This is a genomic window from Psychrobacter sp. D2, assembly GCF_013608135.1.
GTDB lineage: Bacteria > Pseudomonadota > Gammaproteobacteria > Pseudomonadales > Moraxellaceae > Psychrobacter > Psychrobacter cryohalolentis.
Genome location: NZ_JACDXZ010000006.1, coordinates 133155 through 157557 on the forward strand (window position 1 = coordinate 133155; position 24403 = coordinate 157557).

Below are 24403 nucleotides of genomic sequence, written 5' to 3' on the forward strand. Positions count from 1 at the left end.
GCTTTTTTTTACTGTGCTTAGCCGTTATCCTAGCGGTATTTTCTGCTATTGATGGCAGTTACCTATTTATAGATAAGTCCGCTTATGTCAAATATCAAACCTAATCAACTGTCTCAGCAAGCAAAGCCTTTTCATGATGGTCATTCGAATGCAGTAGAAGTGACAGACATTCCATTGGCGTTATACATCCATATCCCGTGGTGTGTCAAAAAATGCCCATACTGTGATTTTAATTCACATGAGCTACCACTAGACGGTCAGCTGTCCATGTATGATGAATATGTAGATGCATTATTGCAAGATGCTGCTATGCAGCAGATATTGACCCAAGGACGTGAGATTAGCTCCATATTTATAGGCGGTGGTACGCCGTCGTTGTTGCCCATTGCTCAATACCAGCGCTTGTTTGATGGTTTAAAGAAATATTATCAATTTTCTAGCGACATCGAAATCACCATGGAGGCAAATCCAGGCACCCTTGAGCATGCGCCATTTGCTGAGTATTTAGGGGTGGGTATTAATCGCCTATCGATAGGTGTGCAGAGCTTTTCTGCTGAACAATTAACCACGCTTGGACGTATTCATAATCCTACTCAAGCGCTATCTGCAATTAAAGCAGCTCGAGAAGCTGGATTTGAGCGCGTAAACGTGGATTTGATGCATGGACTACCAGAGCAAACCATGAGCGAGGCGTTAGACGATATTCAAATGGCACACGATGCTGGTGCGACCCATATCTCATGGTATCAGCTGACCATTGAGCCAAATACCGTATTCTATCGCAGTCAGCCAATTTTACCCAATGAGGATCGCTTGGCAGATATAGAAGAATCTGGTCAGACATTATTACAGAATTTAGGCTATTGCAATTATGAGGTATCTGCATGGTCTGGGGCAGCGGATAAGCCTTGTCAACATAACGTCAACTACTGGCAGTTTGGTGACTATTTGGCAATCGGGGCGGGTGCTCATGGAAAAGTCACTATTGGACAAGATATTATTGGACAAGGTATTGGCAATGAGATGACGACTGATTTCTGGACTATTGATAATGAAACCAACCAAGCAGGTATCTATCGCTTTAGTAAATCCCGTATGCCAAAAAGTTATATGGAATATGAAAAAGCTCATGGCCAAGATGGGGCATCAATATCAGTGCCAAAAATGGTTGGCTGGCAAGCGATTGATGAAGAGGAGTTGGTTAGTGAGTTTATGCTTAATGCCTTACGTTTGCATGGTGGTGTAGCATGGTCGTTATTTGAAGCACGTACGGGGCTAAGTTATGACAGCATTGCAATACAAGTTGCTACATTAATCGAGCAAGGTCTATTGATAGATCATCCGGAACAGTTGCAACCGACAGAACTTGGTAAAAGGTATCTCAATCAAATATTAAGAGCATTTTTATAGCGAAGTATGCTCGTTAAGTGTTCAGAACTTAAGCTTAATAAAAAAGGGCTTATCACATAGATGATAAGCCCTTTAAACAACCTAAATATTTAAAGCTTAGATTTTGTTTTGTACTTCTTGTGCAGTACCACTTACAGCACTACCAGCGCTTGATACGTCTTGGCCTAGACCTTTAAAAGTGTTACAACCAGTTAATACAAACATAGCAGCCAAAGATGCGATAACTAATTTTTTCATGGTATATTCCTCAAAAAATACAGATACAGATAGGTAGTGTAATAACAGTGAAACCTGATGTTGATCTTAAGTTGCACTGCAAGATGATAACAGACGATGACAATATTTTTATATTATCCCCTTGTCCGTTACAGCCATCATAATCAAAGTTAAAATACGTGCCCAGTATCAAAATGTAATTATTGGCAGTAAACTGTAACTTTTAATTACCTTTGCCATATAAGTCAGAAAAACAACCCTAATGCTAATGACGGAGAGAGTATGACCATTCATATCGTGCTGGTAGCGCCAAAAATGCCCAGTAATACGGGCAATATCATTCGTCTGTGTGCCAATAGTGGGGCGCAGCTGCATTTAGTCAAACCATTAGGGTTTGAGCTGGATGATAAAAAATTGCGCCGTGCAGGATTGGATTATCATGAGTATGCCCATCTGCAAGTGCACGACAATTGGTCAATGGCAAAGCAAGCACTGCAAGATGCTGACTGTCATACCATTACGGCGTTGACTACCAAGTTAAGTAAGCCTTTTTATGATTATGATTTTGGTGGACAAGAGACTGCAGAATCGGGCAGTGAGTTTTATGGAAATAATGTGGCCATGGTTTTTGGCTCAGAAACAGCGGGACTGGCAGATGATATACGTGAAGATATTGGCGCTGATAACTGGCTACGATTGCCGATGCTAGCAGATTCACGCAGTTTGAATCTGTCGAACAGCGTGGCAATATGTTTATATGAGGTATGGCGACAACAAGGATTTGGCGGTGATGAAGGTCGTAGTATCGGCTATGAGACACTCACCGTCTACGACCCTAAAGAGTAATTTTTATTATTAAAATTAAAAAAGGCAGATAAAGAAAATGATTTATCTGCCTTTTTTATGGGCATTTATAAGCAATTAGGGGGTTTGGGCAGCCCAGCAAGGCGATTGACATGGCGGGCGACCAAACCAGTATTGAATAGCTGCTGCAGCTTTTGATTACTGATGTCATTATCAGGCAAGGTTTGCTGTAGCCATTTAATCAACGGGCGCGTAGCAGGTGCGTGATTGAATTTTACAAAAAAAGCTCGTACTTGCTGTAACACTGCCAAGCGCTCAGTATCTAAGACGACATCCAAGGTATTAGCTAGCTGCTGTGCAATAACGGGCGTCCAGATAGTGTGGTCACATAAATGCCCATCTTGGTCTAATGCCACATCGTCTAATGCTAAATCGATTGAGCTCAGAGAGGATGTAGACGAGTTAGTAGACATACTCATAAGGCAATCGTCACTACTTTATCAAAGCGGCTGTCTTGGGTCATCGCTACCCATTCGGCATCGCTTAAAATACCAGTGAGCTTTGCCGCTAGATTAAGCTTCGCTGCGGTGTTTTCATGCAACTGTGCCACATCGTCGGCAAGCGCGTAAATACCAGCAATGGTTTCTATTTCCATATTCTCGATATCGCCCAAATACGCATTGAACCAATCTATATACGCGACGGTCGTACCCAATAAAAGGATGCTATCGTCCGCCTGCCATGACAACGCCATTTGTTCCGTAGTGCGTCTGAGCGTATCCATACTGCTATGTAATTGATATAAAGTTGCCATACTCGTGTCCGATTGCTTGCTATAGGTTTGAAACAATAAAATTTTATATCAGCTTTGCTATTTATAGCTTTAAGATTAAAAAGTGAGAATTTGCTCAAATATTTGTAAATTTACTTCTTCTGGAATCAAGACTAACTGCGTTGCCAAGTCCGTCGGTAGCATGCCAGCTATCCAGCCACTAAAAACATCTTCAGGTAGCCACGCTGGCGGCATGTCATAAAGCTCAAGCGCTTGAATCATACCTTGCAAGCGTGAGTTTGGCTGCATTAAAAATCCAAAGACGGGCGCATCCAAATACAGCTGCACTTCGTGCCCAAAGGTTGCCAAAGTCAAAGCCAGCGCACAGCCTTCATAGCTTGCCATTTCAGTGGGCGTATGCAGCCGAATGAGTAATTTCATGAGGTATTCCTAATCTTGTTTGTCGCTATCTATTAGTATCAAACTGAATTTTTATTTCCATCATTTTTATTAGAATTGTAGTAAGCGACAGTCGCCTTGCATCATCATAGCAAGCTCACTCAGACCTACTAGCTTAAAACCTGTCGCTAGATTTTCTGTCTCTAACTGATGACGGCTGCTGTTGTCCGTATCACTAATACCGCGACTGAGTGCCGTACTGACGCATACTGGCAGCACAAGATTATACTGTGCTGCCAGTGCCTGCCACTCTTGGGTAATATTTGATTGATCAGCTGACTGCCACCTTAAACGATTGGCAGTATGTGCTGCATCTGCATAAAAAAAGATGTTTAATACAGAGTTTTCATGATTGGTGCTGTTACCTTCTTTATTATCTGTAGAAGCGCCTTGTAGATAAGCGCGCGCATAGCGTAATGCCAGATAGGCAAGTGGATGGCTTGGGTCAGCGGTAATTAAAAGTAGAGGTGTTGAGAGTGTCATAATGGCGGTATCACATAGTATTAATAAGCATTGAATAAATGAGTATTGAAAAAGAACTGAGACCTTGTATGGCTGTATATTGTATCATCATTCAGCGCTTTTTCATTTTTTGCAAGTATAGTCAATTCTAAATAAAACAGATACGTTATGTTCCAACGTAGTACTGGTATAAATTTTTCTGGCGTGCTGTGCCTACGCCGACAGAGGCTGCGTAAAATTCATCCCAGTCCTACTGTAGCGCTTTAATACTGAATTCGCTATATGCTTGCTCTTGGCAGCGCATTACTTTATTTATGTTACTATAAAAGCATGGTGTTTCACTGATCCATAGCAGTTGTGACCGTTCCGTAAGAAAAAACAATAAACTTATTCGCCCAGTTCACGTAGGCTTATGGCTCTATGCTGCAATGAGGTAACATCATTATGCTATCTACCACTCCAAATGGTAACGGCTATCAGCCCACATCAGAACAGCTACAAGTATTGCAAACTGCCAGTGAGTTTGCTTATCAAATTTGGCAAAGTCGCACGGGCGCCTGCCAGACGTTTTTACGCAGTTATCCTTTAGACACGACCTTAACGCGCCAACAGATTGATGACCTAATACAAGATTATACATTGGACGAAAATTATCAGCTTGGTCATGAAACCAAAGTGATGAGTGGTTTACGCAATTTGCGTATGCTACTGATGATGCGTTGGGTATGGCAAGACGCGTTGGTAGTGATTGAGCTTGAGCAATTGACCGACGAGTTGTCCGAATTCGCTGATGGTTGTATTTTATTTGCGAAAAACTATACCTATCAGCAGTTGGTGACTCAATATGGTCAGCCTACCTTTATTAATGAGAAAGGCAATGCGCAAGTTGATGATATGGCGATTATGGCAATGGGCAAGCTTGGCGCTCATGAGCTGAACTTATCAAGTGACATTGACCTGATTTTTATCCATCAAGCGCGCGGTGAAACTGATGGGGATAAAGCCAAAGGCACACGCAGTATCGATAACAAGCGCTTTATGACGCGCCTTGGTCAAGGTATTATTAAGCTGCTCGATAACAATACAGCAGATGGTTTTGTGTTTCGGGTAGATATGCGCCTGCGCCCATGGGGCGATGGTAGTGATTTAGCGATTCATCTATCGGCGTTACAGAAGTACTTTTCTCAGCATGGGCGGGCATGGGAACGATTTGCTTGGTTAAAAGCCCGCGTGGTTGGACATATAGAGCGACCGTTCTATGATGACATTCAAGCACTTATTAAACCGTTTGTCTTTCGATATTACGTCGATTATAGTGCTTTTTCGGCATTACGAGAGATGAAGTCTCTGATCCAAAATCAAGTCGCCCAGCGTGAAGATTTGGATAATATCAAACTCGGTGCTGGTGGTATTCGAGATATCGAGTTTATCGTTCAAGCTTTCCAGTTGATTTATGGCGGACGGCATCCGCAGCTACAGGTCAAATCTTGTTTAAAGGCAATGCAGGCGCTGTATGAGCTTAAGTATTTAGAAGAAACCACTTATCAAGAACTGCAGAGTGCTTATCGGTTTTTACGCCGGCTTGAGCACGGTATTCAAGCGATCAATGACCAGCAAACCCAGCGTCTTCCTCATGATGCCCATTGGCAGCACAATCTTGCGCTCACACTTGGGTTTGAAGACTGGGCTGCATTATTAAATACGCTTAATTATCATCGATATCATGTCAATGTGCCGTTTGAGCGTATGGTTACTGAAAGACAAGTACCGGATCACAATGATGAGCTAGAACCTGCTAACTTGGATGAGCAAGTGGCTCGTTTAAATGACGTGTTGACGGAAGAGAATCATAGCCAATTGCAAAATTTTTGGCAGTCAAAAATGGTTGCCAATTTAAGCGATGAGGCTCGTGAACGCTTGGACGGAGCGTATCCAGTCATTGTGCATGCGCTACTTGCTCATCAAGATCAGCAGCAATTGGCGAATACTGCATTGCCGCGCTTGATTGCCTTGCTGGAAGCGATTTGTCGTCGTTCTATCTACTTGGTTATGATTGCAGAGAACCCAAACGCCACGGTTGAGTTGATTCCGATGCTGTCTGCTAGCCCTTGGATTGCCAAAGAGCTGGCACAGTATCCAGTGTTATTAGATACATTTTTACAGCAACGCTATCGGCATTTACCAGACAAGCTTGAGCTGCGTGATATCTTGCGTCAGCAGTTATTGAGAGTAGAGCCTAATGACGAAGAAAAGCTGCTTAGCGTATTACGATTGTTTAAAAAGAATCAAGTATTAGCGGTTGCCGCCAGTGATGTGTTGGCTGAACGTCCAATCATGAAGGTGTCGGATTCTTTAACATACATTGCCGAGGTGGTATTAGAAGCGGCGCTTGAGCGTGCTTTCGCTGAAATTGTGAAACGTTATGGTTATCCTATTGGCCAAGATGGCGATCCGGTCACCGAAGCGGATTGCGGCTTTGCTATTATCGGATACGGTAAGCTTGGCGGTCTTGAGTTGTCTTATTCATCAGATTTAGATTTGGTGTTTTTGCATAAAATAAAAGAGCAGGGTATGACCACGGGTGAAAATTCGGTCAGTGGCATGAAGTTTGCGGCACGCTTGGCGCAAAAGCTCATGACCTATCTTAATACCCAAACCCGTGATGGCCGTGCTTATGAGGTAGATATGCGCCTGCGTCCCTCCGGCAATGCTGGCATGATGGTGGTGTCTTGTCATGCGTTTGAAACCTATCAGCTTGAGAAAGCTTGGTCATGGGAGCATCAAGCGCTGGTACGGGCGCGTGCAATCTGCGGTGATAAACGCGTCACAGCCCGTTTTTGTGATATTCGCCGTACGGTCTTAGCATTACCGCGCACAATTGAGGAAGTACGTATCGAAGTGACAAGTATGCGTATCAAAATGCAAAAGCATCTGGGTACGAGCCAATGGCAACAGCAAGCGGGTAAGTTTCATCTTAAACAAGATGCAGGCGGTGTCATTGATATCGAGTTTTTGGCACAATTTGCCGTACTGGCCTATTCGCATGAGCATCCAACCTTGACCAAATGGAGCGATAACGTCCGTATCTTTGAGGAGATGGCGACACTAGGTATTTGGGAGCGTGAGATCTGTCAAGATTTGACGGATGCTTATTTGCGCATAAGGGCTGCAACGCATCAATTGGCACTATCCGAGCAGTCATTACTGGTCGATGAGTCGCTTTGGACTGAAACACGTGCACTCGTACAGGCGCAGTGGCAGCATTTGATGGGTGTGGAATCGACAGAATAGCGGTATTAAAAAGGCTGTGCTGAATGAAAGGACAGTGTTAAGACAGTCTTGGTACTGATATTTAACGCCATATAAATAAGGGCACTGCAGTAATGAACTAAAATATTTCATTTGCTTGGCGTGCTGGTGATATAATCATTTGCGCATTAAATTTGCACATGATATTCGTGCATTAAAACAGACACTCAGTGTCATTATAAAATTTTAATTAAAACATTTACTTAACACTCAACAAAAAAGTTAGACGTTAGCGCTAGCATAAGGATTATTAGATGAATATGGCAACAAAGGAAGGCAAGCTTTGGATGAATGGCACGATGATTGAACAGCCAGATGCCAAAATTCATGTGCTTACGCACAGCATGCATTATGGTATCGCAGTCTTTGAAGGCGTCCGTGCCTATCAAACTGCTGATAACCGTACCGCGATTTTCCGCTTAAAAGAACATACTGAGCGTCTGCTAGGTTCCGCAAAGATTTTCCAAATGGATGTGCCTTTTGATGCAGCAACACTTGAGCAAGCACACAAAGATGTGGTCAAGCAGAATAACTTAGCAGAAGCTTATATTCGCCCGCTGATTTGGTTCGGTGCCGAAAAACTGGGTCTATCATCACGTGATAATAGCGTTAATGCCATGGTAGCCGCTTGGCATTGGGGCGCGTACCTTGGTGAAGAAGGTATCAAAAACGGTATTCGTGTAAAAACGTCATCATATACCCATCATTTGCCAAACGTGACCATGTGTAAAGCAAAAGCCTCAAGCAACTACCCAGTATCTATCATGGCAAACCAAGAAGTGACCCGTAACGGCTATGACGAAGCCATCTTGATGGATCCACAAGGCTATGTCTGCCAAGGCGCTGGCGAGAACTTATTCTTAGTTAAAGATGGTGTGCTACATACCCCTGATTTAGCAGGCGGGGCACTTGACGGTATCACGCGTCGAACTATTGTCCAATTCGCTGAAGATTTGGGCATTAAAGTTGTTGAGCGCCGTATCACTCGTGATGAGTTTTACTTAGCGGATGAAATATTTATGACAGGTACCGCTGCTGAAGTCACGCCTATTCGTGAATACGATGATCGTACTATCGGTAATGGTGGTCGCGGACCCTTGACTGAAAAGCTGCAAACCTTGTACTTTGATGTGGTTCATGGTCGTAATGAGCAGTATATGGATTGGTTAAGCTTTATTGACTGATTGTGTTACTTTGTTTTTTAAAAAAGCTGGACGTCACTGTCCAGCTTTTTTATGATTAAATGATTCTTTTTAAGTAGAGGTATTAAATAACTATATTCATAAATAGTCTACAATAACTGCTTTTTAAAGTATTTTACTAATCTGGTTTGAACGCACATTATATCGAGGTAGCTGTGAAAATCCTTCATGTTCTGCTTACTAGGATGCCTATACCGCCTTTAAAATATGGAGGCACTGAACGTGTTGTTTGGGCATTATATAAAGGGCAAAAAGAGTTGGGGCATGACGTTAAGTTTATGACCAAGCATCAGAACCAACATCCTGATTCAATTTTATACAATCCTGCTCAGGGAATTGAAGATCAAGTAGAAGGCTGGGCCGATGTTATTCATTTCCATTTCTTATTTCAAGGGACATTAAAAACCCCTTTTGTTTGTACAACGCATAACCAACAGATTACCCCTGCTATATTTCCTAAAAATACTATATTTCTGGGGAAATTACATGCCGAACGTAGTGGGGGAGAAGCGTATGTTTATAATGGCTTATACTGGGAGGATTATGAGCAACCTAATATAAAGCAGCCAGAAAACTATGTACATTTTTTAGCGAATGCAAAATATAAAGACAAAAATTTAAAAGACAGTGTGGATATTGCAAGACAAGCAAATAAAAAATTGCATGTTATTGGTAGTAAACGTTACTGCTTAAAATGGCGTAAAGACGGAAAATATCAACCTTATATTTATCCGGGTAATGATCTTAAGTTTTATGGCATGATTGGCGGTGACAAGAAGAATCAGGTTATTCGCAACTCGCAAGCGTTGATTTTTCCTGTACTAACAAATGAAGCTTTTGGCTTAGCTATGATTGAAAGCCTATATTTAGGCTGCCCTGTTATTGGTAGTCGATGTGGTTCTCTACCAGAGCTCATCAATCAAGATGTCGGTGTTAGTACCGATAGTAAAAGTGTGATGATAGATACTCTAAGAAATATTGGACAATTTAGTCGTCAGCGCTGTCATGATTATGCACGAGACACATTCAATCACCTTGTGATGAGTAAGAACTACTTATGTTTTTATGAAAAAGTCTTAAATGGTCATGCTTTACATGAGACAGCACCTGAGGTGACTCAAAATCTCCCATATGATTTTGTCTTAAAAGATTAAAAGGTTAAATGATGAAAATATTACATGTACTTTTGACTCAGTTAAGTATTCCACCCAAAGATTATGGTGGTACTGAACGAGTGTTATGGGGATTGTATCAAGGACAAAAATCACTAGGGCATGAAGTCAGGTTTTTAACCAAGCACAAAAGCTCACATAAAGATGCGGTCTATTTTGATGAGCAACTGCCTTTAGAAAAGCAAATAGAAGGGTGGGCAGATATCATTCACTTTCATTTTCGCTATGATAATGATATCGATACTCCATTTGTGTGTACTGAACACAGTAACAGCGAGATTGAAAAAGAATACCCTGTCAATACGATCTATTTATCAAAGAAGCATGCGGAAAACTATAATGCCAATTGCTATGTGCATAATGGTTTGTATTGGAATGATTATGGCGAGCCAGACTTTAATCCTAAAAACTATGTCCATTTTTTAGCAAAAGCTTCTTGGCGAATTAAGAACCTGCAAGGAACTGTGAAAATAGCGCAGCAAGCGGATATTCCGCTACATGTATTAGGCGGCGATCGTTTTAACATCCGTCGGAACCCTTATTTTTATACGTCCTCAAAACTGACCTTCCATGGAATGGTCGGTGGTGAGCAAAAAAATCAGTTACTCCGTCACTCCAAAGGATTGCTCTTTCCCGTGTTATGGCATGAGCCTTTTGGATTGGCAGTCATTGAAAGCCTATATCTGGGTTGTCCTGTACTGGCAACACCTTTTGGGTCTCTACCAGATATCATCTCGCAAGAGGATATTGGCGTTTTATCTGACAGTTATGCCGAGCTTGTTGAGGCGACTAAAAATATTGATAGATTTGATAGACGTGCTTGTCATCATCATGCGCAGACGTATTTTAGTCATGTTGCCATGGCAAAAGGCTATATGGAATGCTATGAAAAAGTGCTTGCAGGCGAAGTACTTAATGCAACTAAACCAAGAGCCAAAGCAAATATTAAAGAAAGATTAAAAATGAAAGACTAATTTTTTATTATTCAAAAGGTACGGTAGTGTAAAAAATACGTTTGCCGATACTACGTTTTATCTTTTTGAAAAAATGATTTAAGTCCCTTGGGTTTTTAAGCATATTGCTATTATGTGCTGAACGAGCTTTGCTTATATCACTTTCCAAAGTGGGGTTCTCTGGCTCTAAAATAGTCGATTGTATGCTTAAGGCAGGGGATAATTGATAAACACATGTAATGTTTAATAATTTACCAAATATCAGGTGATCTATTGCTATGTAGTCGTTTGCACTTAATGATCTAACATGCTGAAGCAGGGTAATAGCTGCTTTTTTTGAGATTATATAAGCAGCTGTTCCAGTATGAGAGCTTCTTAAGCGAGAGACACACCGATCCTTATAGCTAATCGATGCTTTATCAAGATGAATTTTTTCAAATGCTGTTTCTAATTTGATAATATCCATGTCAATTAAGTTATCTAATATCCATTGATTATCAGTGAGAAAATTATTAGCATTTTCTCCTAAGTATATATCGTCCTCAAATATTGACATATATTCGAGATTGTCGTCTATTATTTTTTGCCATAAGCAAACATGGCTCAAAAAACAAGCTTTTTCTATAGGTGATAAACGCTCACTTTCTGCCAAGCGTAAACCTAATGCTTTAGACACTTCCGTCAATTGAGAGACTGTTATCGCATCATAGAATTTAAAAGGGATGTTTTGCTTTGTAAATTCTTGAATGATGTGCTGACGACGATCAGTCGCGGTTGTTAAGCTGATGACATGGTTCTGCATTCAATCTTTTCCTTGGTTAAGCTGCCAAAGCATTATATATTTATCCATTGTGTAGCCTAATGAGGCGAAAGCCAAAATATAGCCATAAGCCCCGCCTAATATGTCAGCACGCATGATGTATTCACGAAAGAAAGAAAACCAAGAACGTAATACCATGCCTAAAAGCGTTACCTTTTTACCTTTATGATGTTTTTCTCTTGCCCAATCATGACTGTAGCGCACATTTTTCATCAAAAAATGGTGTAAATTATCATTGGTAATATGCAATAGATAACCTTTCAATACCTCACTTGGAACGCCTTTTTGATCTAACGATTCATGAACGTCTAAATTAGAGTATTTAAATAAGCTATTGGCATATAATCGTGCCAGTTTATCTGTATACCATATTCGTTTCTGTACTTCGACGCCGCAAAACTGATTGACTCGAGCCACACTAAATACTCTATCAGTCTGTAGCGGCTCATTTAACAACCTAGCAATAGAGTGTCTTAAATTATTCTCTAGACGTTCGTCTGCATCTAGTACTAAGACATAATCAAAAGTAGCATAAGATTGTGCCAACTGTCGCTGTCTTCCGAAGCCTTGCCACTGCTCATTGACGTACCATTTAGCACCATACTGTAGGGCAATGGCTTTAGTATCATCTGTGCTACCAGAATCCAAAATAATGATTTCATCTACAATATCTTGTACCGTTTTTAAACATTCTTGTAAATGCTTGCCTTCATTTTTTACAATCATTACTAAAGACAAGCTGCTTTGTTTTTTCGATACGTCTACTGGCTGTAAGTTTTCAGCTATTTCCAACGATTTTATAAATGCTTGCTCTGTTTTATTGTATGTTAGGTCATATAAAATAGCGTATTTATTAAAGGTATACTGCATAAATAGCAGCGAATATATGAGTCCGTATTTGCCTTTTAAGAAGCGTCCATCTATTAGGTACTGCTTAATAAATGCCCAAATTGGATTGAAAATAACTTTATAAAAGCTAATTTTTCTACCTTTTTTATGGCGATCCTCAGCCCACGCCTTAGCATAATCTAAACGTTTTTGTAGCCAAAATAGTGGCGTTTCGGCTGTATGATGGCGCATAAACCCATCTAATGTCTTAGTAATAGCATTATGTAAGACGACAGATTCATGGACTAGATTTTCATTATAATAAAAGTGACAGGGATATAAACGCCAGTGTGCTTTTATTGCCCAATAGCTAGGGTCAATTTCGTGCCCAAAAATACAATCAATACGCTTAATACCATAGACTGTATTATCAGGTTTTTGTGTGATGATCTTTAGTATACTTTCTTTAAGCTGAGGAGTAACTTCTTCATCAGCATCTAATGCAAAAATCCAATCACCGGTCGCATATGACTGTGCCAATTGACGTTGTTTGCCAAATCCTTGCCAATCTGTATTGACATACCATGTTCCGCCATATTGCTCTACGAGCTGACGGCTATTATCGGTGCTGCCTGAGTCTAATACGATGATTTCATCAGCCAATCCTTGCAGAGAAGGTAAGGTAATAGCAAGGTTTTTGGCTTCATTTTTAACTATCATTACTACTGATAAGCGGTATGACCTAATATTTTTTACATGATTCACACCATATGCTCCTGTAGATAGTGATTTAGATTTGCATCAAAATAAGGGCTAATACCCTAAAAAATGGTAGCCTACAGTTTAATTAGACAATAACAAATGTATTAGCGAATGAATAAAAAAATGTTTTAATAGATGCTTGTTCGTAATATAAAAATAGAGGAGACTAGCATACAAAGGTAGAGCGCTGCAATATTAAACAATTATTTTACGGCTATTTATTATACCAAGATAGGCATCACAAGTATGAAGGACGGGTTACTATGATAACTAGCAATAAACCAACTATTTTACTAATATTAAAAGCGTTAGAAGGGCGCGGTGCAGAACGTATGGTCACGACATTGGCGCGTGCCTATATAGATATGGATTATGATGTCCATGTGCTTTGCCTAGAAGATACGACAGATATGTGCTTAGATTCTCGCGTGCATTACCACATCGTCCCTTATAATCAGCCGCTTTTTAATATAGAAACTGAGCAAGCCACCGCTTATAAACAGGTTGCAGCGCGCATTGATGAATATGTACTAAAAAATATCGGAACACCTAAATTAATCTTGGCCAATATTTACAAGGTTAATTGGATTATGGCATATAGTAAGCTACCAAATATAGTGAACGTATTGCACACCGCAGTGTCCAAACAGTTTCAAGAAAAGCTAGCAACCATATCTGCTCAAACCATAAGTCATTTAAAAGTGGTTTATGGCGCTCATCCGTGTAGTTGTGTCAGCGAAGGCACACGTCAAGATTTGTTAGCGCTTATTGGTCATCATAAGCATAGAACTGCGACCATTTATAACCCATGCGATGTCAGTCAAATTCAGCAATTGGCCAGCGAGACTTTTTCTATTGAAGAGTTTGGCTTGATTGACAAGGGTTATATTATTCATGTCGCTTCGTTTGACGCTATGAAAGGTCATCGTGATTTACTGCAGGCCTATGCCAAAACAGAGCGCAGACTACCATTGGTTTTGGTAGGTAAAGGTCGACTTGAAGATGACATAAAACAATTAGCGATTGAGTTAAAAATTGAGGATAAAGTATATTTTTTAGACTTTTATACCAATCCTTATCCGTTGATTGTGGGAGCCGCACTACTCGTCATGACCTCTAAGTACGAGGGCTTTGGTTATGTTATCGTCGAAGCGCAAGCCTTAAATGTACCTGTTATCAGTACGGATTGCCCCTTTGGTCCAAGAGAGCTGTTACCACAGAAAAACTTAGTTGCTATTGATGATATCGAAGGGTTGGCAGCGCTAATAAGTCAGGCATTAGATAATGCGAATCAATTTATAACGCCGTTAGATCAGCAGCTATTACCAAAACACATTGCACAGCAGTATTTAGATTTTTCGCTATCAATAGTAAATGATATTAACTAAAGTCGAAAAGTGATTTAGAGATAGGAGAGTGATTGGTAACACGCACGCCATATTGTTGATAGGTTTTGGCTAATAAATTAAATGACGGTACAATGGTCTTGCTGATGACATTATTTAGCGTCGTGGGCGCGCTACGCTCTCTATCTTCATAAAAACGCGGCTCGTTACTATTAAGTAGATCAACACCATATAAATGCAGCACACCTGCACCACGGGAGAAAGCCAGTTGTGTTGCTACGTAGGCGACGGTTCCTGCTTCTACAAAGCCGTAAGTGATATCTAAAGACAGTCCGATAGGTGCTGGCTGATGATAGCTATCGATAACAAATTTAGCATGCTTAGCAAATGCTGATAGTGGTGTTTTTCTATTGAGCGCTTGGTATCGTGACTCCTTACCTAACAGCAAAAGACTAAATTCTGAATCATTTCCTTTAACACCCCACGGTCTGTCAACAAGATAGATAATACACATCTTATGATGATATTTTTCTATTATCTCAGGATGGGCACTCACCAATGCTTCGAATACTGCCAAGGTGGCATATAAGGGCTGACCAGTATAGTATTTATTTAATATATCAGGTTGATGAAGGATAAAACGTGCATCACTAATGACATAACCGACGACATTGATAAAACTATACTGAGCAGTGAGACTAATACTACCATTAATAAAAATCGTGGCTGTATCTAGTAAAGGTATAAAATCTACATCAGCAATAGAGGGACCTGAAGCAATGATATTGACAGCTCGTCGGTCAAGGTTTTGTTGGGGTTCTTGCGCGTCAAATGCGTGAATAGAGAAAGGCTGATTACCAACCTCAAACTCAATCATAGGAGGTAATCGCAATTTCAACTCCAGATATTTTAAAGTAATGATGTTTTGATGATTAAATTATACCCAATACTCCTTTAACCAAGGGCTCGGCTTCACATGACGATACCATTTACCGCTTCCGCCATTGATGGCATCCGGTGGATTAATCTCACCATGGAAAATAACGATTTTAGCATCATTTGGCAGAGTAGGTGCCCGTACTAGATTAAACGGAATAGGTGCAATACACTGATATTTAAAGCTAACACACCAGTCTTTGTCCCAATACTCTAAATGATGATGCTCACGTAAATAATTGGACAGATATGCTTGCTCATGACGAACTTGAGTACGAATAGTTTCAAAATTACGTTCAAAATTTGCGAGCAAATCAGGATAAGTATCCATACCGATATTGAAGCGGTATACCGAGCTATTGCCAATCATCCGCCAAGGTTTTTTCCAGTCACGAATGATAACCACACTATCTTCATGCTCAGCTTCATAAGTGAAAAAGCCGTCGATATTATCAACGATAACAATATCAATATCTAAAAACAAGGCGACGCCTTTTAAATCGTAAAGCTCGGGCTTAAACGTCGTGAGCTTTTTCCAGCCACGCTCAGGTCCTGCAGGTAGATTGAGCTCAGGGATAGGGTGGCAGATAACAGCAGGATCGATACCAATACTGTCATCAGTTAAGCAAACCATCTGAAAATCTAAAGTTAGGTTACGATGCACCATGTTATAAAGACGGTTAACATATTCAGCACCATATTTATCACCCCATTTCATACAAATGATATAACGCTGATCAGAGTTTTTACTGTCTGTTGGCGTTTGATTGGTTGGTAAATTTTGATTCATGTCAGTTGCCATAGTGCACTCATATTTATATAAATAAGGGGCTAACTTTTAAAAAATTGATAAACAACACTAAAATTGAGAGTCTATCAGTAGCGTACGGATTTCACTGTATCTATTTTATTTATTATCGACACTAGGATGATGTGCGCGAATAAATGCGGCTAGATTGGCTTCATCAGTGTTGTAAGGGTTGTCTATCATAGGGATATGCTTAAAGCGTCGATACCCCCACATGTAATGACTGTAATTGTCTTCAATCATACGTTGCATTGCTAGATTGAGTGCATAAGCTGCCGTTTCAGTATTGCGATCATATAAGGCTGGGTCATCGAGTTTATAGCAATAAATATCAAAGCCATGCCCGTCGTCGCGGCGAATACATGCCAATCCGACCAGTGCGCATTTGGTTTTACTAGCAAGTTTGGAGGCGAGAGTACTGGTCAACGTTTCAATGCCAAAAAAAGGCACGATGACACCGCCTGAGGGGTCAGGAACGTGGTCAGGTAAGACAATACTAAAACCACCTTGTTTGAGTGTTTTAAATACTGCTTTTACACCGCTACCATCCGTCGGTACTAATGTCGCATTGAGGCGGGCACGACCTTGCAATATAAAATTGTTGGTAATGTCACCTTTTACGGGCTTATACATGATGGTTGGCGAGCCAAATTGATTGAGCCAAGCATTCATCATCTCCCATGTACCCAAATGCGGTACGATCGCGAGCATGCCATTAGGACTAGCAAGTCCATCAAGTAAAATGTCTTTATTATGAACGTCACGAATTTGAGCGATACTCCAATCAGGTGGCATCGCCCAGCTTTTGATTGACTCAATACTGGTTAGACATTGATGATAGATAATATCTTTGGTTAAGGCTTGTTTTTGCAGATGAGATAACGTAGGGGCAATCAGTGCCATGTTGATTTTAACCGTGCGCATGATACTAGCGCTTGGCATCCTTAAGATTATCCACGCAACAAAACGTGCCAGCATCTGCAAGACAGACAGTGGCACGATTTTGAAAATATGATACGGATTCATGACCATTCACACAGTAATGAATCACATAACAGGCACTGTAAAAAATAGCTTCTCATGATCAGACTATTTATTCAGCAGACTTACTGGTGTCAGCTTGTACCTTTTCACGGACACGGATACCAAGCTCACGTAGCTGCTTAGTATTCACCTCAGCCGGTGCTTGGGTCAATGGACATTCAGCAGTTTTGGTTTTTGGGAAGGCAATCACGTCACGGATAGAGCTTGCGCCTACCATAAGCATGATTAAGCGATCCAAACCAAATGCCAAGCCACCATGTGGCGGCGCACCAAATTTTAACGCGTCAAGCAAGAAGCCAAATTTGTCTTCTGCTTCCTGATCATCAATACCCAATGCTTCAAATACGGCTGTTTGCATCTCAAGTGTATTGATACGTAAACTACCACCACCCACTTCAGTGCCGTTTAATACCATGTCATAAGCGATAGAAAGGGCAGATTCAGGATTGGTTTTTAATTCTTCAACCGAACCTTTTGGCTTAGTAAACGGATGGTGCATTGAGGTCCAGCGACCATCTTCAGTTTCTTCAAACATCGGGAAGTCAGTTACCCAAAGTGGTGCCCACTCACAAGTGGTCATTTCTAAATCTAAACCAATCTTTTGACGTAGGGCGCCGATGGCATCATTGACTATACTGGCTTTATCCGCACCAAAGAAGATAATATCATTGCTTTCTGCACCAGTACGCTCAATGAGGCTTACCAATACACCATCAGTCATATTCTTAATGATAGGAGACTGTAGACCAGATTCTTTATCCACACCGTTATTGATGTTGCTGGCATCGTTGACTTTAATATAAGCCAAACCACGTGCACCATAGATGCCAACAAATTTGGTATACGCATCGATTTGCTTACGGCTTAATGAAGCACCGCCAGGGATGCGTAGGGCAGCAACGCGACCTTTAGGATCGTTAGCAGGACCGGCAAACACTTTAAAATCAACGTCTTTCATTAAGTCTGCAACGTCAATCAATTTAAGCGGAATACGCAAGTCAGGCTTGTCTGAGGCATAATCACGCATGGCTTCAGCATAAGTCATACGTGGGAACTGTTCAAATTCAACGTCCATCATCGTCTTAAAGACATGCTTAATCAGACCTTCGTTGATATTCATGATTTCTTCTTCATTTAAGAAAGAAGTCTCAATATCGACTTGGGTAAATTCAGGCTGACGATCCGCACGTAAATCTTCATCACGGAAGCACTTAGCGATTTGATAATAGCGGTCAAAACCTGCGACCATCAATAACTGTTTAAACAGCTGTGGCGACTGCGGTAAGGCAAAGAAGTTACCCGGACGCGTACGTGAAGGCACAAGATAATCACGAGCACCTTCTGGCGTTGCACGAGTCAAGATAGGGGTTTCTACGTCTAAAAAGCCATGATCATCTAAATAACGACGAATCGCTGAGGTGGCTTTCGCACGGAATACCATACGATCTTGCATTTGTGGACGGCGCATATCAAGATAGCGATATTTGAGACGCAAATCTTCTGATACCGTACTTTTCTCATCATTTAATGGGAATGGCGGAGTTTCAGACTTTGCAAGCACTTCGATTTCTTTCGCCAACAGCTCGATGTGACCACTGGTCATATTTGCGTTTTCAGTGCCCGCGTAGCGTTGACGGACACGACCTGTGATTTTTATTACATATTCAGGACGTACTGCATCAGCAATAGCGAACGCTTCTGGGGTATCAGGATCGACAACGACCTGCAAGATACCAGCGCGGTCACGCATGTCTAAGAAAATCACGCCACCGTGATCGCGACGACGATGTACCCAGCCTACGACACTAATGGTTTGCTCAATTAAGCTTTCGGTTACGGCTCCGCAATATTCGTCTCGGTATTCGCTATGCGTCATAATATAATTATCCAGTTGTCAGCCCAATTCGAAATACAATAATGCAGCCATCGTTGCCCTTCTTTTAGATAATAACTAGTTTAGTTAAAAGAAGCGCAAACAACGCGATTAAGACAAATAGTCATCACGTTGGCTACAGAAAATTTGGTGTAAACGTATATTATGCCTAATCTACCTTTGTTATACAACCGAATCAGCCCAATCAAAGCTCAGTAAAGATGGCTATAAGCCGTATTTATGCCGTAACAATTGCCTTAGGTTAAATATTGTTCCTTTGCTTGAAAAGATAAGCGCGCGTGCGCATATCAGCTTAACTTATAAAATTACACTAAGACCGTCTTAATCATTTAAGGAATCGTACTCATGCTTTTTAATCCCTCTAAAAACCCTGTTGAGCTAAGAGTTATCCATCTGAATAAAAACCAAGAGCAACGCCGTGAAGACCTGATGGAGGCGACTCAAGGTAAAGCTGCCCTCAAAAAATTCAAAAAAACACTGGCTAAAAAAGCAAAACAAGCCCTAAAAACGAAAACCAAAAATAAGAAAAAAAATAGCGATAGTAAGCAACAAGTTTTTGTACTCGACTTTGATGGCGATATCAAAGCCACTGCTGTTAAACACCTGCGTGAAGAGATTAGCACGCTAATAAGCACCGCAAATAAAGGCGATGAAATAGTGGTGCGTCTAGAGTCGGGTGGCGGCGTAGTACACGGTTATGGTTTAGCCGCCGCACAATTGGCTCGTCTAAAAGATGCCGGTTTGAAACTCACCGTCTGCGTTGATAAGGTTGCAGCTAGTGGTGGCTATATGATGGCCTGTGTAGCGGACAATATTGTAGCGGCACCATTTGCCATTATTGGCTCTATCGGTGTGGTATCACAACTGCCCAATTTTCATAAATGGCTCAAAAACCATGATGTCGATTATGAGATGTTTACGGCTGGTGATTACAAACGTACTGTGACCGTATTTGGTGAAAATGATGATGAAGATCGTGCCAAATATCAAGAAGAACTAGAGCAAACACATGAGTTGTTTAAGCACTTTGTCAATCGTTACCGCGGTATGCTTGATGTAGATAAAGTCGCGACAGGCGAGCATTGGTATGGTGAAGATGCGCTGCATTTGAACTTGGTGGATAAATTACAGACATCAGACAGTTATCTATTAGAGCGTATGGAAAACAACGAAGTATATGCGCTGCATTCACGCCAAAAGCCAACACTGGCAGAAAAGCTAGGGCTATCACAAGCTGCAGAAGCGACCATCAGCATGGCGGTTGATAAGCTGCCAGAGGCACTAGCACGATTTGACCTTAATAGTCGTTTAAATATCTTAAAGTAGTTTTAAGTATTAAGAGGCTAGTGCATAGCTGATCTTTAAAGTTCTAACCTTAATTTGTGCATTGTTTGTATTTTGTAAAAGGCGTGTCCTAACGGGTCGCGCCTTTTTGCTGTTTAAAAATAATCGCTGTGTTATAAATGGTAAATACGATACAGAGTTTACGTACGTACACTATGAAGTTTTTTATAAAAACGTGATTGAGATAATTAATAAGGATAGGGAAATCATTATGTCTAGCAATGCCTTAATGTTTACAGCAACAGAACATGGTCAAGCCATGCATGCCCAAGTACAAGCATTTATCGAAACCCATATTGAGCCCATTGAAGCGCAGTTTTGGGCAGATTGTCATCAGCAAAATCCTGATGGTAATTGGAAAAATTGGCAGTGGCCAGAAAAGTATGAGAGCTTACGTAAGCAAGCACGTGAAGCCGGTTTATGGAATTTATTTTTGCCGGATGACACGCTAGGGGCTGGCCTTTCGGTTACCGATTATGCACCGATTGCCGAGCTAACAGGACGCAGCTTACTTGCGCCTTATGTCTTTAACTGCAATGCCCCCGATAGTGGCAATATGGAGCTGTTGTGGCGTTACGGTACACAAGAGCAGCAAGATAAATGGCTGACGCCAATCTTGGAAGGTAAAACCCGTTCGGTATTTTGTATGACTGAGCCTGAGGTGGCATCCAGTGATGCGACCAACATGCAGGCGACTGCGGTTGTCGATGGCGATGAGATTATTATCAATGGTAGTAAATGGTGGTCGTCCGGTCTTGGCGACCCAGCAGTTGATATTTTGATTGTGATGGCATACACCCCTGATGAAACTAAAGACCGTCATCATCAGCATTCGATGGTACTGGTTCCAGTAAAAACTGCAGGCGTCAATATCGAGCGCATGCTAAAAGTATTTGGCGATTATGATGCGCCGCACGGGCATGGTGAAGTCAGCTTTAATGATGTACGTGTACCTGTGAGCCACTTTATCGGTGGCCCAGGTATGGGCTTTGAGATTGCGCAAGGTCGCCTAGGGCCAGGTCGCATTCATCATTGCATGCGTTGTATTGGGGCCGCTGAAAAGTCGCTAGAGCTGGCTGTAAAACGCGGTATGGAGCGTACGGCTTTTGGTAAGCCATTGCTACAACTGGGTGGTAACTTTGAGCGTATTGCTGAAGCACGTATTAAGATTGACCAAGCCCGTTTGCTGACTCTATATGCCGCACAAAAAATGGACGCGCAAGGTACCAAAGCAGCATTGACTGAAATTTCTGCCATTAAAGTCGTTGCACCAACGGTATTACAAGAAGTAGTCGATATGGCGATTCAAATTCATGGTGGCATGGGCGTTTGCCAAGATACGATGCTGCCGAGTTTCTTTGCTCAAGCACGAGCGCTGCGCTTAGCCGATGGTCCTGATGAAGTGCATAAAACCATGATTGCGAAACTTGAGCTAAAGCGTCAAGGTTTTAGCCGTTCGTCGAAACCTGCTAAATCTTAAGGTAACTTAGATTTGTATCTATAACTAATACAAAACAAGCTCAATGGCGACCATAACTATAAATCCACTATCAATCATTTGATAGTGGATTCTTCACCCCTAAATAATCAATAAAAATAACTGACCACACGATAAGGACTGTCTTATGGCAACTGCTAATCAGAGCAATACTACGGATAAAGAAGTAGCTAATAAAATCTTAGATAAAGGCGGCGAGGTTCGCGAGGGCGAAGAGCTTGACGCCAAAGCGGTTAGTAACTGGCTACGCGCCCAAGGAATCGATGTAGCAGGCGAGCCAACGGTTACCCAATTCTCAGGCGGAGCATCAAACTGGACTTATCGCCTGCAATATGAAGGCGAAGGTAACGCTGAAAGTAAAAGCCAAGATTTAATCTTACGCCGTCCGCCAAAAGGCACTAAAGCCAAATCAGCACATGATATGGTGCGTGAATACACTGTCCAAAAATCCTTAAAGGATGCTTATCCTTATGTACCTAAAATGGTCGCGCTATGTACGGATGAGTCCGTCATCGGTGCCGATTTCTATGTCATGGAGCGTATGGAAGGTATCATTCCTCGTGCCAATTTGCCAAAAGGGATTGATTTAAACGAAGAGCAAACGCGTGCATTATGTACCAATGTTATCGATGCTTTGGTTGAGCTGCACCAAGTAGATTATAAAGCGCATCCTGATTTAGTGAATCTTGGGCGTGGCGAAGGTTATTGCGAGCGCCAAGTAACAGGTTGGGATAAGCGTTATGTCAAAGCCAAAACACCTAACGTCCCTAGCTTTGCATTAGTACGTCAATGGCTTGGCAAGCATACGCCTGCTGATAGTAAGACTTGCTTGATTCACAATGATTGGCGTTTTGACAACGTCATTTTAGATGCCGCAGATCCAACTAAGGTTATCGGCGTACTTGATTGGGAAATGGCGACCTTGGGTGATCCTTTGATGGATTTGGGTAGCGCCTTGGCTTATTGGATTGAAGAAGATGACAACATCATCATGCAGCAGTCACGCCGTCAGCCCACGCATTTAGAAGGCATGATGACCCGTGATGAAGTGGTGGATTACTATCTTAAACAATCAGGTTTAGAGATAGATAATTGGACTTTTTATGAAGTATTTGGTTTATTCCGTCTAGCAGGTATTGTCCAGCAAATTTATTACCGCTACTATCATAAACAAACAACCAATCCGGCGTTTAAGAATTTTTGGCTTATCGTTCATGTATTGCATGCAAAATCTCTGAAGTTGATAGCACAGTATGAAGGTGAGGCGTTATTCAACACTCATGTGCAGCCGCATTTGCAAGATATGGGCGTCGATGCTGCCACCATTGAGCAATTACCAGCGCCTGTACAAAAAGTTATTAAAGGTATTTTACCGAAAGGCTATTTTGCTAAGTCGCCGTAATCAACAGTTGAGTAATTTTTTAGCAAGTAAAATTTTTGAAATCAGCATATTGAAACTATGATAAAAGGCAGTATTTTATGACAACCATTCTTCTGGCACGTCATGGCCAGGCATCCTTTGGACAAGAAAATTACGATCAGCTGTCAGAGCTAGGTGATATCCAAGCGCAAATGCTCGGCCAGCATTATGCAACGACCCAGCGCCGAATCGATGCTATTTTTACGGGGAGTTTGGTCAGGCAACAAGATTCTGCACATCATTTTTGGCGGCGTTATCAGTCATTTGCTGATACCGATAGCTCTAACAAGCCTGCAATCGATATGAGTGCGGCGGATAGCTATGTACTGCCACAATTTGATGAATTTAATCATAAAGATGTTTTTGTTAAATCAGATCCAGCATTCAGCACTCGAGCATCAATTGCAGCTGAGATTGCTAAAGCGGATGTACCGATGACACGTTTGGCTGAGTTATTCGATAACGCGATGCAGCGCTGGCATGGTGGTGATTATGATCAAGATTATATAGAAAGCTGGTCGCAGTTTAATGAGCGAGCTAAGCAAGCGCTTGAGCAAATACGTATACAGATGACAACGCTAAATTTAAATCGTGATAGTACGGTATTGGTATTTACTTCAGGCGGCATTATTGCGGCTATTACCGCGCAGTTATTACAACAAGGCAGTCAGACTGCGTATCAAATCAATAAAAGCTTGGTTAATACGGGCGTGACATCTATTACTTTAAAAGAGCAGAATTCACGTTTACTGTCATTAAATGAGTATAGTCATTTATTCGCTGATGGTAAGCGTTTTGTGACATGGCGATAATTCATGATTGGTTGCTAAAACCTTGTTATAGAAAGTCTGTAGTGGCTGGCTACTAGCGCAGATAACACCAAAGCCACATAGACAGTTGGAAGGGTTTACGTTATCTTGAAGTTATCATTGATACATAAGAGA

General features: G+C 41.4%; 22 protein-coding genes. 11 read left to right on the forward strand and 11 right to left on the reverse strand.

Annotated features, from left to right (window positions below; genetic code table 11):
- Positions 1–84 precede the first annotated feature (84 nt).
- Positions 85–1410: a radical SAM family heme chaperone HemW gene (hemW, locus tag H0262_RS09250; RefSeq protein WP_181210558.1), complete on the forward strand. Its 1326-nt coding sequence runs from the start codon at positions 85–87 to the stop codon at positions 1408–1410.
- Positions 1411–1506: 96 nt separating this feature from the next.
- Here hemW and H0262_RS09255 read toward each other — a convergent pair whose 3' ends face one another.
- Positions 1507–1647 carry an entericidin A/B family lipoprotein gene (locus H0262_RS09255; protein WP_011280495.1) on the reverse strand — a complete coding sequence of 47 codons (141 nt, stop codon included), beginning with the start codon at positions 1645–1647 and terminating at the stop codon, positions 1507–1509.
- 261 nt (positions 1648–1908) lie between these two features.
- Between H0262_RS09255 and H0262_RS09260 the strand changes: the two genes are divergently transcribed.
- On the forward strand, positions 1909–2472 hold the full coding sequence (locus H0262_RS09260; protein ID WP_181210559.1) for a tRNA (cytidine(34)-2'-O)-methyltransferase: 564 nt from the start codon (positions 1909–1911) through the stop codon (positions 2470–2472).
- 65 nt (positions 2473–2537) lie between these two features.
- On the opposite strand, the gene H0262_RS09265 is transcribed toward H0262_RS09260, so the two are convergent.
- From H0262_RS09265 to tusD, 4 genes are all read right to left on the reverse strand, one after another.
- Positions 2538–2903, reverse strand: a complete 366-nt coding sequence (locus H0262_RS09265; RefSeq protein WP_409033825.1) for a TusE/DsrC/DsvC family sulfur relay protein — start codon at positions 2901–2903, stop codon at positions 2538–2540.
- 2 nt (positions 2904–2905) lie between these two features.
- Complete coding sequence (locus tag H0262_RS09270) at positions 2906–3244, reverse strand: hypothetical protein (RefSeq protein WP_133104237.1); 339 nt, start codon at positions 3242–3244, stop codon at positions 2906–2908.
- A 75-nt stretch (positions 3245–3319) separates the two neighbouring features.
- Entirely contained in the window at positions 3320–3643 is a 324-nt protein-coding gene (locus H0262_RS09275) for a hypothetical protein (RefSeq protein WP_181210561.1), read from the reverse strand.
- A gap of 69 nt (positions 3644–3712) precedes the next feature.
- Positions 3713–4144, reverse strand: coding sequence for a sulfurtransferase complex subunit TusD (gene tusD, locus H0262_RS09280; RefSeq protein WP_181210562.1), 432 nt, complete (start codon positions 4142–4144; stop codon positions 3713–3715).
- Positions 4145–4567: 423 nt separating this feature from the next.
- Here tusD and glnE point away from each other — a divergent pair, with 423 nt between their 5' ends.
- From glnE to H0262_RS09300, 4 genes are all read left to right on the forward strand, one after another.
- Positions 4568–7414, forward strand: coding sequence for a bifunctional [glutamate--ammonia ligase]-adenylyl-L-tyrosine phosphorylase/[glutamate--ammonia-ligase] adenylyltransferase (glnE, locus tag H0262_RS09285; protein WP_181210563.1), 2847 nt, complete (start codon positions 4568–4570; stop codon positions 7412–7414).
- Between the two features lie 272 nt (positions 7415–7686).
- Positions 7687–8616 carry a branched-chain amino acid transaminase gene (locus tag H0262_RS09290; RefSeq protein WP_011513510.1) on the forward strand — a complete coding sequence of 310 codons (930 nt, stop codon included), beginning with the start codon at positions 7687–7689 and terminating at the stop codon, positions 8614–8616.
- A 173-nt stretch (positions 8617–8789) separates the two neighbouring features.
- Positions 8790–9788, forward strand: a complete 999-nt coding sequence (locus H0262_RS09295) for a glycosyltransferase family 4 protein (protein ID WP_181210564.1) — start codon at positions 8790–8792, stop codon at positions 9786–9788.
- A gap of 11 nt (positions 9789–9799) precedes the next feature.
- Positions 9800–10780 (forward strand): glycosyltransferase family 4 protein, encoded by a 981-nt coding sequence (locus H0262_RS09300; RefSeq protein WP_181210565.1) that lies wholly within the window; start codon positions 9800–9802, stop codon positions 10778–10780.
- Between the two features lie 7 nt (positions 10781–10787).
- Here the strand turns inward: H0262_RS09300 and H0262_RS09305 are convergent, their stop codons facing one another.
- Both H0262_RS09305 and H0262_RS09310 read right to left on the reverse strand, forming a co-directional pair.
- Complete coding sequence (locus H0262_RS09305; protein WP_181210566.1) at positions 10788–11561, reverse strand: glycosyltransferase family 25 protein; 774 nt, start codon at positions 11559–11561, stop codon at positions 10788–10790.
- A complete protein-coding gene (locus H0262_RS09310; protein WP_181210567.1) occupies positions 11562–13127 on the reverse strand; it encodes a glycosyltransferase family 2 protein in 1566 nt (521 codons plus the stop codon).
- Positions 13128–13432: 305 nt separating this feature from the next.
- On the opposite strand from H0262_RS09310, the gene H0262_RS09315 reads away from it, so the two are divergent.
- Positions 13433–14557 carry a glycosyltransferase gene (locus H0262_RS09315; RefSeq protein ID WP_181210568.1) on the forward strand — a complete coding sequence of 375 codons (1125 nt, stop codon included), beginning with the start codon at positions 13433–13435 and terminating at the stop codon, positions 14555–14557.
- Here H0262_RS09315 and H0262_RS09320 read toward each other — a convergent pair.
- The 4 genes from H0262_RS09320 to aspS form a co-directional block, all read right to left on the reverse strand.
- Positions 14550–15407 carry a hypothetical protein gene (locus H0262_RS09320; RefSeq protein ID WP_259275442.1) on the reverse strand — a complete coding sequence of 286 codons (858 nt, stop codon included), beginning with the start codon at positions 15405–15407 and terminating at the stop codon, positions 14550–14552. The genes H0262_RS09315 and H0262_RS09320 overlap by 8 nt on opposite strands.
- Positions 15408–15452: 45 nt before the next feature.
- Positions 15453–16253, reverse strand: a complete 801-nt coding sequence (locus H0262_RS09325; protein WP_181210569.1) for a glycosyltransferase — start codon at positions 16251–16253, stop codon at positions 15453–15455.
- Positions 16254–16358: 105 nt separating this feature from the next.
- A complete protein-coding gene (locus H0262_RS09330) occupies positions 16359–17285 on the reverse strand; it encodes a lysophospholipid acyltransferase family protein (RefSeq protein WP_181210570.1) in 927 nt (308 codons plus the stop codon).
- A 67-nt stretch (positions 17286–17352) separates the two neighbouring features.
- Positions 17353–19179 carry an aspartate--tRNA ligase gene (gene aspS / locus H0262_RS09335; RefSeq protein WP_181210571.1) on the reverse strand — a complete coding sequence of 609 codons (1827 nt, stop codon included), beginning with the start codon at positions 19177–19179 and terminating at the stop codon, positions 17353–17355.
- Positions 19180–19542: 363 nt separating this feature from the next.
- Between aspS and sohB the strand changes: the two genes are divergently transcribed.
- From sohB to H0262_RS09355, 4 genes are all read left to right on the forward strand, one after another.
- On the forward strand, positions 19543–20523 hold the full coding sequence (gene sohB, locus H0262_RS09340; RefSeq protein WP_181210572.1) for a protease SohB: 981 nt from the start codon (positions 19543–19545) through the stop codon (positions 20521–20523).
- A 247-nt stretch (positions 20524–20770) separates the two neighbouring features.
- A complete protein-coding gene (locus H0262_RS09345) occupies positions 20771–22021 on the forward strand; it encodes an acyl-CoA dehydrogenase family protein (protein ID WP_259275446.1) in 1251 nt (416 codons plus the stop codon).
- A 145-nt stretch (positions 22022–22166) separates the two neighbouring features.
- Positions 22167–23441, forward strand: a complete 1275-nt coding sequence (locus tag H0262_RS09350) for a phosphotransferase family protein (RefSeq protein ID WP_181210574.1) — start codon at positions 22167–22169, stop codon at positions 23439–23441.
- Between the two features lie 77 nt (positions 23442–23518).
- Positions 23519–24271, forward strand: coding sequence for a histidine phosphatase family protein (locus tag H0262_RS09355; RefSeq protein WP_181210575.1), 753 nt, complete (start codon positions 23519–23521; stop codon positions 24269–24271).
- Positions 24272–24403 lie beyond the last annotated feature (132 nt).

Bases quoted from the DNA above. Each gene is read 5' to 3' on its own strand.
- H0262_RS09255 (WP_011280495.1), bottom strand. From the start codon at position 1,647: ATGAAAAAATTAGTTATCGCATCTTTGGCTGCTATGTTTGTATTAACT.
- H0262_RS09310 (WP_181210567.1), bottom strand. From the start codon at position 13,127: ATGATAGTTAAAAATGAAGCCAAAAACCTTGCTATTACCTTACCTTCT.
- glnE (WP_181210563.1), top strand. From the start codon at position 4,568: ATGCTATCTACCACTCCAAATGGTAACGGCTATCAGCCCACATCAGAA.
- H0262_RS09330 (WP_181210570.1), bottom strand. From the start codon at position 17,285: ATGAATCCGTATCATATTTTCAAAATCGTGCCACTGTCTGTCTTGCAG.
- hemW (WP_181210558.1), top strand. From the start codon at position 85: ATGTCAAATATCAAACCTAATCAACTGTCTCAGCAAGCAAAGCCTTTT.
- H0262_RS09275 (WP_181210561.1), bottom strand. From the start codon at position 3,643: ATGAAATTACTCATTCGGCTGCATACGCCCACTGAAATGGCAAGCTAT.
- H0262_RS09350 (WP_181210574.1), top strand. From the start codon at position 22,167: ATGGCAACTGCTAATCAGAGCAATACTACGGATAAAGAAGTAGCTAAT.
- H0262_RS09325 (WP_181210569.1), bottom strand. From the start codon at position 16,253: ATGGCAACTGACATGAATCAAAATTTACCAACCAATCAAACGCCAACA.
- H0262_RS09355 (WP_181210575.1), top strand. From the start codon at position 23,519: ATGACAACCATTCTTCTGGCACGTCATGGCCAGGCATCCTTTGGACAA.
- H0262_RS09270 (WP_133104237.1), bottom strand. From the start codon at position 3,244: ATGGCAACTTTATATCAATTACATAGCAGTATGGATACGCTCAGACGC.
- aspS (WP_181210571.1), bottom strand. From the start codon at position 19,179: ATGACGCATAGCGAATACCGAGACGAATATTGCGGAGCCGTAACCGAA.
- H0262_RS09315 (WP_181210568.1), top strand. From the start codon at position 13,433: ATGATAACTAGCAATAAACCAACTATTTTACTAATATTAAAAGCGTTA.
- H0262_RS09345 (WP_259275446.1), top strand. From the start codon at position 20,771: ATGTTTACAGCAACAGAACATGGTCAAGCCATGCATGCCCAAGTACAA.
- H0262_RS09265 (WP_409033825.1), bottom strand. From the start codon at position 2,903: ATGTCTACTAACTCGTCTACATCCTCTCTGAGCTCAATCGATTTAGCA.
- H0262_RS09290 (WP_011513510.1), top strand. From the start codon at position 7,687: ATGAATATGGCAACAAAGGAAGGCAAGCTTTGGATGAATGGCACGATG.
- H0262_RS09305 (WP_181210566.1), bottom strand. From the start codon at position 11,561: ATGCAGAACCATGTCATCAGCTTAACAACCGCGACTGATCGTCGTCAG.
- H0262_RS09300 (WP_181210565.1), top strand. From the start codon at position 9,800: ATGAAAATATTACATGTACTTTTGACTCAGTTAAGTATTCCACCCAAA.
- H0262_RS09260 (WP_181210559.1), top strand. From the start codon at position 1,909: ATGACCATTCATATCGTGCTGGTAGCGCCAAAAATGCCCAGTAATACG.
- tusD (WP_181210562.1), bottom strand. From the start codon at position 4,144: ATGACACTCTCAACACCTCTACTTTTAATTACCGCTGACCCAAGCCAT.
- sohB (WP_181210572.1), top strand. From the start codon at position 19,543: ATGCTTTTTAATCCCTCTAAAAACCCTGTTGAGCTAAGAGTTATCCAT.